This window comes from Streptomyces sp. GQ60 (assembly GCF_059758875.1).
In genome coordinates, this window is the sequence record NZ_JCAXEG010000032.1 from 34,762 (window position 1) to 45,596 (window position 10,835).

The 10,835-nt window shown below is 69.2% G+C and carries 4 protein-coding genes and 1 pseudogene; 1 reads left to right on the top strand and 4 read right to left on the bottom strand.

The window, feature by feature from the left end; translation table 11 throughout:
- Positions 1-117: 117 nt before the first annotated feature.
- Entirely contained in the window at positions 118-837 is a 720-nt protein-coding gene (locus AC6CKD_RS36620; RefSeq protein ID WP_498333562.1) for a DUF2625 family protein, read from the top strand.
- Between the two features lie 6 nt (positions 838-843).
- On the opposite strand, the pseudogene AC6CKD_RS36625 reads toward AC6CKD_RS36620, so the two are convergent.
- The 4 genes and pseudogenes from AC6CKD_RS36625 to AC6CKD_RS36640 form a co-directional block, all read right to left on the bottom strand.
- Positions 844-1,053 (bottom strand): annotated as a pseudogene (locus AC6CKD_RS36625) (IS5/IS1182 family transposase); the annotation flags it as partial.
- A 110-nt stretch (positions 1,054-1,163) separates the two neighbouring features.
- Positions 1,164-1,481: a hypothetical protein gene (locus AC6CKD_RS36630; RefSeq protein WP_498333564.1), complete on the bottom strand. Its 318-nt coding sequence runs from the start codon at positions 1,479-1,481 to the stop codon at positions 1,164-1,166.
- A 296-nt stretch (positions 1,482-1,777) separates the two neighbouring features.
- Positions 1,778-6,196, bottom strand: a complete 4,419-nt coding sequence (locus AC6CKD_RS36635) for a hypothetical protein (RefSeq protein WP_498333566.1) — start codon at positions 6,194-6,196, stop codon at positions 1,778-1,780.
- A 1,755-nt stretch (positions 6,197-7,951) separates the two neighbouring features.
- Complete coding sequence (locus tag AC6CKD_RS36640) at positions 7,952-10,156, bottom strand: hypothetical protein (RefSeq protein ID WP_498333568.1); 2,205 nt, start codon at positions 10,154-10,156, stop codon at positions 7,952-7,954.
- Positions 10,157-10,835: the final 679 nt, after the last annotated feature.

The window sequence follows — 10,835 nt, forward strand, 5'->3', positions numbered from 1 at the left end:
TCTGCCGCAGGAGCGGGGAGGGCATGCTGCCGGACAGCACCCTCGTCTCGATTGGTGGCTCCAAGTCTGGGTGACCCGGCGGACTGCGCTTCTCGGCGGTGGTGCGACGATGCGGAGATGCGCGACCACAATGAGCTGATCAACGTCGACGACCCTGCATGGCCGCTCCTTCTCCAGGAGCTGTCCGGCACCGACGTACCAGTGGAGCTGCTGCTCGGCGATCCCGTGGCAGGCCGAGCCTCCCTGCTGCAATTGCAGGTCTCCGCCCGGTCGAATTTGGGCGCCATCGTGTTGAACTGCGGCGGTTTGCTCATGGACGGTGGATGGCTTCGGATCTTTGGCAGTCCGAGCGATGCTGGTCTGCCTGGCCTGGCCGAGGTCAATGTGATGCCCTCGACATTCGATCCCACATGGCGACCTGGCGCTGGTCTCGTGATTGCGCACGACGTGCTGGGCGGGGTCTTCGCCCTTAATGGGGGCGACCCCCGTGAGGCCGGTCGGCCCGGGGAGCCAGGTGAGATCATCTACTTCGCCCCTGATGCGCTCGGCTGGGAGGCCTTGGGCGCTGGCCACTCGGCGTGGCTGTCTTGGATCCTCTCCGGAGGGCTCCAGGAGTTCTATGAAGGCATGCGGTGGGACGGCTGGCGCAGTGAAATCTCCGTGCTGGACGGTCGGCAGGGATTGTCGTTCTTCCCGCCGTTGTGGTCGGCCGAAGCCCGCCAGGATCTGTCGGCGGCCAGCCGTCGCGCGGTGCCCATGGCGGAACTCCTTTGCCTGAGCCGCGACTCGTGCCTTCAGCTCGATGGCGCCGACCCGGGCTTCCTCGGAGTCGCATGAACCGGCTCACCCGTCCAGACGCCGATAGCAGATGAGGGTGGCGGCGATGCTGGCGAACGCGAGGAAATGTTCGGCTTTGCGCTCGTGGCGGCGGTGCAGACGGCGGCATCCAGCGAGCCAGGCCACCGTTCGCTCCACGGTCCAACGGGGGCGGCCCAGGCGCTGAGAGGATCCGATGCCCTTCCGGGCGATGCGCGGGGTGATGTTGCGAGAGCGCAGCCACCTTCGCAGGAGCTCGGTCACCGCACTTCCGGCGGTCAGATCGGACCTCGCCGCACATCCAACCGTCACGACTGCCCGCCCGGCGAACGTTTCCCGCCGGAGGGCTACTTGTCGCGCATGGCTTCGATCTCGGCGGCCAGCGCGGCCACGTCGCGTGCCTGCGTGTAGAAATTGCTCGCGTACTCGTCGCTGATTGCTGGAAGAACCTTTTCGAACACGCCCATCAACCTGATCAGGCCCCCTCGGGACGGGGCGGTTTCTAGGGGGCCCTGGAGGACGCGGTAGGTGTAGCCGGCGGTGTCCGCGTCGAGCATGACCATGTCCTGGTCCTCGATGTCCAGGCCGCGGAACCTGTTCGGGAACGGCATGGCCCTGTACTCGTCCATCATCTGCGCGAGCACGTCGAGCTTCTTCTGAATCACGCGGAGATTCTGCCAGGGGCTGTGCGGTGAGGTGCCGTTCACCCCGCTGGACCGGACGTCACGGCACCTCCAAGCGCACAGACCCCACCCGGTGAACCTATGCGGTCACAGCACTAACGCTCGCGTGATCAACCCGATCTACGCGATCACATCACCAACCAAGACATCGACCGCACCGCGGCTGCCCATGCGGTCTCGGTTGCGGCAGGCCGTTCCCCAACCCGCCTCCGCTGCCTCCGGGTGGGAGGGCGGCGCAGGCGGACTGGGGCGGCGGTAGGCGTTGACGCGGCGAGGGTTCAGGCAGGTGTGACTCGGGTCCAGCAAGAGAGGAGGACGGGTTCGGGTCGGTGGAGGCCGTCCGGGTCCACGTCGAACACCTGTAGTGCCCTCAGGGTTCGCACCATACCGGCCGCGGTGACCGTCGCTTCGTAACGTCCGCTCTCAACTGCCGCCTCGAGGTCCTCGAAGGGCAAGCCTTCTTCCGTCATGAGTTCCAGTATCACTGCGAACCCTGACCACAGGGGCGCCTTCGGTGTCAGTCCCACCTGGGTCAGGAAGGCTTGCGCACCCTTCGGGTCGTCCAGCCGTTCCTGGAGCGAGCGCAGGGCCTTGGTCTCCGAGGTGCCCCTGGCCAGTTGTTCGGCGAGGTCGTCGACGAGCAGCGGCCAACCGCCCGTGGTCGCCCTGAGCCGGTTGAGGGCCGTCTCCGAGGTGAAGGCGCTCTTTTGATCCAGCGCCCAGGTGCGCAGTCCGTGGCGGGTGAAGCGCCGGAGGCTGACGATGCCCATCTCGCGTCGCTGTTGGTCGGACAGCAGGTCTCCCCATAGTCCGACTTGCTCCAGGCCGGCCACCACCACTGCGGAACGCGTGACGCCCGGGCCCGTGGGGAGCCAGGTCGCTGCCATGTCCAGCGCGTCGAGGCAGGTCTGTTCGCCGGGCGATTTCACGGTCAGGTCGGAGAGGACGAGACGGCTCGTGCCCGCCACGCCGCTGACGAGCTCACGCTCGAAGTCGGCGCGCCGGTTGATGATGGGCATCTTCCAGCCCGTCGCCTCCGCGACCTCGCGCAGTTCCGAGCCGACGCGGTTGATTCCCGTGGCGGGTGAGCCGATGACCACACGGGCCAGGTTCCGGCGGCCCTGTTCGCTACCGGTGACCTGTCGGCCCGGCAGGAGGTCCGCGATCTGGGCTGCGGTGAGCGGGCAGTGCGCGTGCGAGTGGGCGGACCGGTGGCGGGTCTCCATGGCCGTGAGCCGCTCGGTGACCTCCCGGCTCGACGTGTTCTGCAGCTGCGCGTCCACGTCCTCGAGCGTGCCGATCATGCTTAGGGCATTCGCGCTGCGCAGGTGCCAGCCGCGGTGCTCGGGATCGGGGGCGAGCACCCCCAGCCCCTCCATCTCGGTGAGATAGGCGCGGAACTGGTCGGGGTCCAGGTCCCGGAACCCTTCTGCCCACCAGTACGTGCACTCGTCCCGCAGCTCCGCGTGGGTCATCCTGGCGTCGATCCCGTGATGGTGGGCGTGGTGCGCCACGACGTTGGCGATCATGTTGTAGCGGGAGTCGAGCCGCAGGGTGTCGTGGAAGGCCGCCGTGATGCTGCGCTGCAGGTCCTTGTCCGACTGGACCCGCTCCACGTCCGCGCGGGTGATCGAGTACAGCGGGCCGCGGCCGCTCTCCCGCCTCGTGTGCATGGTCTGCACGAGCCGGTGCGCGAACATCTGGAGGAGGAAGGGCTGGTAGGAGCAGTGCCCGAGAATCCGGTGGACGAGCGGCGGTTCGTCGAACCTGTAGCCCAGCGCCGTCAGCGGCTTCAGCAATAGGTTGGCCGCGTCCTGGGGTTGCAAGGGACCGATGACCGTCGGGTGCTGCGAGAGATGGCTGAACGGGTTGTTCACGGCGAGAGTCGCGTACCGCTGCACCGAGTGCAGACCGGCAAACACGATCTTGACGCTGTCGTTCGTCTCCGAGCTGAGGTCCCGCAGGCGCCGGGTCTCCGTGAACCTTGGCGAGTCCGACTCGAAGAAGCTGTCCGCCTCATCCAGCATGATGAGCATCCGCCGGCTGCTGTCCTGCTTCAGCCATGCCCGGATGCCGGTCACGACGGCGTCCGCCGTCAGGACCGCATCAGGCCTGACCCGCTTCGCCAGGATCAGCGCGTCCTCCTCCAGCAGTCGGCGCCCGATGATGTTCCAGACGGCGGCGGCCTGCGCGCTGGTGCCGTTGTACGTGGAGTCGAGGCTCAGTGCCAGGCTCACGTGCGCAGTGGGCGCCTGGGCGGTGAAGTTCCTGCCCGCCTCTTTAAGGAGGGCGGACTTGCCGAGACCCCTGCCGCCGAAGACGACCTGGTTCCCGGCCGGGTCCTGGACCGAGCTGAGCTCATCCAGCCGACCGAAGAACATCTCCTGGGCGACCCGGCCGCGCTTCTCACTAACGTACGGGTTGACCGCCGAGAAGGGCAGGAGTACCTGCATGGCGCGGTCCAGCAGCTGGTTGCCGCGTGCCGCGATGTGTGCGAGTGCCGCGTCGTCGAGCACGACCATCGGCCGACGGCCCACACTCAGCGCCGCGAGCGCCGTCCGGTCCTGCACCGAGAGGGTTCCGAAGTACGCGACTAGCAGGCTGTCCTGGCGCGGGTCCTGCTGGACGCGAGCCATCAGCGCCTCGGGCTTCGGCTGGCCCCAGGCGAGCATCACCCTTAGCCGGCCGCGCAGGGCCGAACCGAAGGCCGGTACGAGCGCGTTACCCGTGAACCCCACGTCGACCAGGTCGAGGAACCGGTGGTCAGGGGTGGTGCTCCGCTGCCGGTCCCGCTGCGGCCTGCGCAGACTGCGGTAGCCGATGAGCCGCAGGGCGGGCATGAGCAGGTTCTCCTCGCTCAGCCCCTCTAGCCTCCGAACTCCCCGCCGTGTGGCCATCTCACGCCAGCCGGCCAAGCCATGGGCGGCCTGCTCCGTGAACTCGTCGGACATGGTGGAGAAGTCGAGGGCGTCGAGGTCGAAGAAGCGTTTGCGCTCCCGTACCGCCTGGATGAGTTCCTCCGTGATCCCGTGGGACAGTGCGTCCGGCACGGCGGGGAAGAAGGCGTCCAACGGATGGTCCGCCTGGCGGGTGTCGGGGATGCTCTCACCGTTGGAGAGGTGGGAGATCAGCTCCTCCGCCGTCAACAGGTCGCCGTCGTCGAGGACGGGCGTGACCCTGGCGACGTTCTCAGGCTTGAGGTCGGGGATCTCCATGAGCCGGGCTCGCAGGGTGGCCACCGTCTTCGCGTGGGCCCGTTCCAGTTCCTCGGACAGCTCAGCTAGGCGCTGGCGGACCGAGGCGAGGTCGGACGCTGGGGTGATGACGGAGGCCTTGAGCCGGTGCTCGAAGTCGCGTTCCTCCTCCTCCTTGAAAATGCCGTTGACCCGGGTGCGTCGCAACGCGTCCTCCAGCTCCCGCCGCTTCACCTCAAGCTCGGTGACCGTACGCCTGGCGGCCGCGTCCACCTCCACCAGTACGGGCTCCGCGATGGGCTTGTCATCGCCGCTGAGACGGGGCAGGTGACGACGCTCGGAGAGCTCGATCAGGTGGGTGGCGACGTCGAACCGCTCGGCGGCCGCGTGATCGCTGACGGCGTCCTCCCACGTTCTGCCCATAGCGGCCGCGATGGCGGCGGCCGTGAGATGCGGCCGGGTGACGTGCCCGGTTGTCCCGTCTACCCGCACGCCCGGCAGCTTCAGCAGGTCGGCGCCGAGCACGGTCTCGGCCGGCGGCTCCTCGGGGTCGAGCCGGGCGTCACCGGCGAGAAGCTCGAAGGTCAGGCGCAGGGACTCGGCGGCCGAACGCATGGCGGCGGCGGCGTACGGGTCGTCGGTGAGGGCCTGTTCCGCGAGGTCCGAGAGCACATCTTGCTGGAGCGCCAGTACGTTGCTGCGCATCTCTTGGACCTGGTCGCCGCTCCAGTCCTGCCTAGCCGCGCTGAGGGCACGGGCGGCGGTGACCCACTTTTCGACCCACCGAAGTCGCTCGCGCACCAGCCGCAGCAAGTTTTGCCGGGCGGGGCCTTCCAGGGGGCTCCTGCTGGACTTCATCATCCGGCGGTCGATCTCGTTGAGTTCGTCCTGGAGTTTGGAGTCGACGCTCAGCTCCCGTACGCGCTCGGAGACCTCGTCGAGAACGGTCCTGTTGTCGTCTGCGGCGCTTCGTAGCAGCTGGCCGACGAGCCCGTCGGGGGCGAGCCAGATCCGGGTGATCTCGGTCGCGCGGTTGAACCGGATCCGGGGTACCTGGTCGAGACCCTGTCGACACTCCTCGCGGGCTTCCTGCATGGTCTTCTCAAGTTCGGCCGCGCCCTGGGCCACGGCGAGCGGCGGTGAGTGGAGCAGCGTTGATCGCAGGGCACGGGGGGAGACCTCGCCTGCAATGGAGGCGAGGCTCGGCGGCAGGGCCGACGCCACGCGCTCCAGCGGGGCGCTGGTTTCGGGGTCGCCCGTGATCAGGACGGTTCGCAGCAGGGCCGCGGTGACGAGGGCGGCGTCGGGCCGGCTGTCGACAAGCTCGTCGAGGTCCAGCTCGGACAGTTCGGCCCGGATGCGGGAGGCACACTCGCCGCTGGCCGATCGCAGCGCGTGGGCGTACGCGGAGATTCGCAGGGTGGAGGCGCGGTAGCGGGGTTCGCCGTTCTGCTCGGCGAGTGCCGCCGCTATGCCGTAGCGCCGGGCTTCTAGGAGGGGCATGAGTGTTGCGGTCCGGGGCGTACTGGTCGTGGCCGGCACGTCGGGGTGGCCCGCGCCGGACGCCGCAGCAGCATTTGGGGCCTTGCCGGTCGGCTGGGGCGGCAGGTGCGGGGATGCGGGCGCGGCGATCGAGGTGGGCGTCGACGGCGGGGACAGTTGCGGTTGCACCCGGTCAGAGGGGCCGGCTGGAGGGGATGCAGTCGGTGCGAGGTCGCCGCGCCGGGTGTCCGGCCCCGGGGTTGGAGACCCGGCGCCAGCAGGTGCCAGCTCGGACATCGCCGCCGGCACGGGTACCGATGCCGGTGTCGCTGGCGTGGCCTGGGCAGTCTTGCGTTTTGGGGTCGCGGGGCCGGGGACCCGTTCGGCGTCGGCGGGAAGGTACTCCTGGGCGTCAGTTATGGGTTCCCGCCCGCCAGCGAGGGTGAGTCCGGCGTGTTGCGCGGCCAACATCACCAGTGCGGGGGCGGGTGCCTTGGCCGACATCGCTCCGAGGAGCTCGAGGATCTCCGCGGGCCGGTCCTGGTTGCCCTGCGCGAGCTCCACCATCCTCAGCAGTATGTCGAGTGCTTCGGCGTCGGCACGATCCTGCGTATCCCAGACTTCCTGAGCCCGAAGCGCCTCCGCCCGCTCTTGTGCCCTGACCAGTGCGTCGGCTGGCAGCGCAGAGCCACCCCCGCGGGCCAGGCAGGACATGAGCCGCAATCGCGTACGGAGTTGCTCCGTGCCTATCGCTTCGATCGCGTGGGCGGTCTGCTCACGCAAGCCTGGCAGGTCGATTCGGTCAGGGGCCGGGCCGTACGGGCGCAGCGAGGACAAGGCTTCGTCGAAGGAAAGCGCTACCTCAGTGAGCGTGTCGAGTTCCGCACCGTCCGGCCTGGCTTGTGCTGCCAGAGCCTGGGCGACCCGCTGCACGGAAATGCTCGCGGCCTCAAGGGCCCGCTCGATCCGCGCTAGGCGGGCTGTAAGCAGATCCTCCGATATCGCGTCCGGGGCGGGGGTCGAATCGTCCGACGGAGGGGAGGCGGCGGCTGCCCTATCGAATTCGATGTTTCCCTCGTCTTTCACCTCGGGCTCGAGCCCGGGCTGCTGGAGCAGACTCACCAGGCGCTCGACTGCCTCGCGTACGGCGGCGGTGCCCGTCGGAAGCGACTCGTCGGTCATCCAGGGCTGACCAAGAGCCCAGAGCCAAATTGGCGCGTCCTCAGTACTGACGCGCAGGAGGGACCACGCGGCCAGGCGCAGCAGCGGGGGGCTCCAGCGCCGGGTGAGCGGCTCCGATGCACCGACGGCAGTTAGCAGGTCGTGGAGGAGCGGCTGGGCGAGGTGGGTAGCCGCGTGACGTGCCTTGGCGGAGTCAGGGTCGCGCGTCATCCGGGTCAGGACATCCCGGCAAAGCGCGGGGCTCACTCTGGTGCCCATGATCGAGATGCGCAGGGTGCCGAGCAGGTGACGGCGCTGTTGCACCGACATCGAGTTCAGGGCGTGTTCTACGTCGGCCTGCTGAAGCAGCTTCACGGCCGAGCCGATGGGTGAGGGCAACAAGTTGAGGGCGTGCGCCTGGGCCTCTAGGGCATCGGTGATGTCGGGCGCCAGGACGGCGTTCGGCCCTTCGCCCACGATGAAGGGGGTCTCGGGCTCTTCGCACAACTGGTTACGCCGTCGGCGGGGTGAGGTCACACGGTCTCCTGCGAACTGGTTGGTACGTGGTTCAACGTTCAGTCCCGAGTTCCCGCGTTCCGATGGGCGCGGCAGAGCTCAGGTACCTCGACTGTGCGGTCGCACGTAGGTGTAGCCCGGGGGCAGCTCGGGCGAGCCGGCCAGACCGAAGGTCAGGAAGTCCTGGCGGAACAAGCGTCGTTGTTCTTCGCTCGCTTCGTGGCCCAAATGGCCTATACAGCGAAGGAATCCCGGAACGTGGTGGCCGTTGATGGCACGGCCGGTGTCGACGCATTCGTCCGAGGGATGGGAGCCGCGTGGCCTGCCTTCGATCACGAGAGGGGTGTAACAGACCAGCTCCAACACGGTTTCACGCAGCCGCTGCGGGTGGTGGTCGCGGCCGTCGGGGCCGCGACTGCCCCTGGTGAGGGTGAGCCGGGCCGCGGCGAGCAGCCGCCGCAGGGCGGCCTCCACCAGGGGCGCGGCGGGGTGGTGGGGTACGTCCGTCAAGACGAGGCATACCGCGGTGTAGAGGCGGTCGCGGGCGAGCAGGGCGCGGCCGTACGCGTCGAGCAGGCCCAGACGCCGAACGGCGGTCAGGACGAGCACCTCGGTGCCGTCCGCAGCGTCGTGCGCAATGCCGCGCGTGGGGCCCCGGCCCGGTGGGTCCCCGCCGCCGTCCCGGGTGCGAACCCGCCGGTCGTAGCGGTGTGCTAAGGGCTCGCCGTCGACCGTCTGGGAATGGAGCAGCCGTATGGTGCGGCCCTGAATGACCCGGTCGGCCCGGTGCCAGGTCATGGTGAGCAGGATGCCGGGAAAGAACCCGGCGGGCCACTCCAGACCCGCGAGAGCGCCCTCCCCGTCGGGCTCCGCGTTCTGGGTGGCCTGGTGGGGTGGGAGGTCAGCTCCATCATGTGTGAGCAGGAGCCGTACTCGGTTCGCCGCGTCACCCCCGGCGGTTGAGAGGCCGGGAGTGAGGCCGTCTAGGACGTCGCGGGGGAGCGGTAGCCGGCCGCTTGACAGGTCACGGGCCCTCAGCGGCTGGGTCCACTCGACGTGGTCCGGCCCTGCCGGTCCTCGTACGGGATCGCCCAGAGCGCGGTCATCCGGCCCCCACTGCCCCTCGCCGGGCATGGTCGAGCGCTCTGCCGCACCGGCGGCGCCAGGTTCCGTGGAAGGCGGGGGCGGCTCGGCGGCCGCCGCGAGAGGCTCGCCGTCCGGCCGAGCGCGATTAGGCGAGGCCGTGGGCGCCTCTGGGCGGGTGCAGTCCGGAGTGTCGCCGGCCCGGTACTCGGCCCTCCACACGCCGCCGCTCTGCCAGCGGTCGTACTGAACCAGGTGCACGCCGTTCGGGAGGAGGCCGGTCCCCTCGTTTGTCTCGCCCCGTACGTAGTCCGCCAGCAGGACGTTGGCATGGCTGACAACCATGGGGTACGCCGTGCCCCGCAGGGATCCGAAGGCCTGGGGCCGCCCTCGCAGCGCCGGGCCGAGGGCGGTGTGGACCGCCTTCGGCCGTGCCGCCGCGCGGCGGTGACCGATTGGCGCGGCAGACCGGCCGACCGACTGCGCAAGCGCTTCCAGGGCATCGCGCCCCATCGGCCCCCGGTCGGCGAGACGGGCGGCCATGGACGTCCGGGTGAAGGCATAGTCGCCCCACATCCGGAGATCCGGCGAAGACGCCAAGGCCAGCCGGACAACGGACATCAGCCGAAGCAGGGCGACCTCCGTCTCCGCCGGGCCACTGGCGGGCGGCAGCATCAGTGGCAGCGGCGCGGGGGCGAGGGAGCTCGTGAGCTGGTCCTGCCCGCGCGTCATCAGGTAGCGGGCGTAGTATGCCGTGTCGTTCAAGTCGGCTTCCGACCCCGTGTACCGGGCCTCGACGAGCAGGTGCCCGTACGCGTCCGTCGTTCCGCGGCGGCTCAGCCTGTTCAGCCGGTCGGTGGTCGCGGCTAAGCCCTGGCCGAACGCCTCGGTGTCGAAGACCATCCGCTCGTGCAGGGCCGCAGCGGCGGCCGACTCGTGCTCCCCCGGCCCTTGCGCGCCCGCCGGAGCGCCGGCAAGCCATGCGGGAGTGTCTCCGGTGTTCCCGACGGCCGGGTGGGCGCCTTCCTTGTAGACGACCTCCGCTGGCAACAGGTCGCCCCCGGTACGGATGTTGATCATCGCTCCGACGGGCAGGGCCTCGGCTCGGTCGCCGAGAGCGACATCTGGGAAGTCTTCGATGTCCAGCGGCCCTCCGGCGTAGCCGCCGACCTGCGTGTCGAACCCGAAGTAGACCGCGTTGAAAGCGACTGCGGTGTGCACGGGTGCGGTTCGGCACGCGACGAACGCGCAGACGTACCGGCGAAGGCGTTCGAAGCCTGGGTGGGCTCGCACGTCTGACGCCTGGATCAGCTCGGGGCCGAGCAGAGGTGGGTCTACGTACGGCCGCCAGACCCGAGCGGAGGCACCGGTGTCATTCGTCAGTCGCATATGTGACCAATGGTGGCCCGGCGGGGTGAAAAAGTGAAGGGTTGGGGTTGATCCGGTCAGTTTGGGCGATGCGCTCTACCCCCACCTGTTGACCCGGCTAACTGAGCCAACAGCGGCACGATGGCACGACTGGGACAGCGACGGCGGTAGCCACACACGCCTCAGCTCTGGACAAGGTCCTGCCGCCGCCCGCTCCAGTCTGGGGAGTGGGGCGGTGAACCTGCTCCTGACGTGGTTCACCGCGCCGGGAAGCGGATCGGGGTGCGAAGGGTGAAGGCGTTGGGGGTGCGGGGCGGGGCGCAGGCTGCGGGTACCCCGTAGGTGTTCGGTTTCACGGGTGACTCGGCGGTTCACCTGGCAGCCCGAGCGCAGTAAAAGCTCGTGGCGCACTGCTCTGGCGGTGGGGCGGGCGCGGAAGGTCATCTCGCTCTACCACCCCGTCTGGATACGGACCGATCCCGCGGACATCGCCTTCGCCGACCGGCACGCGGCACAGGGGCTGTCCAGTAAA

Excerpts from the sequence above, each read along its gene's own strand:
- AC6CKD_RS36635 (WP_498333566.1), bottom strand. The coding sequence starts at position 6,196 with ATGCCCCTCCTAGAAGCCCGGCGCTACGGCATAGCGGCGGCACTCGCC.
- AC6CKD_RS36620 (WP_498333562.1), top strand. The coding sequence starts at position 118 with ATGCGCGACCACAATGAGCTGATCAACGTCGACGACCCTGCATGGCCG.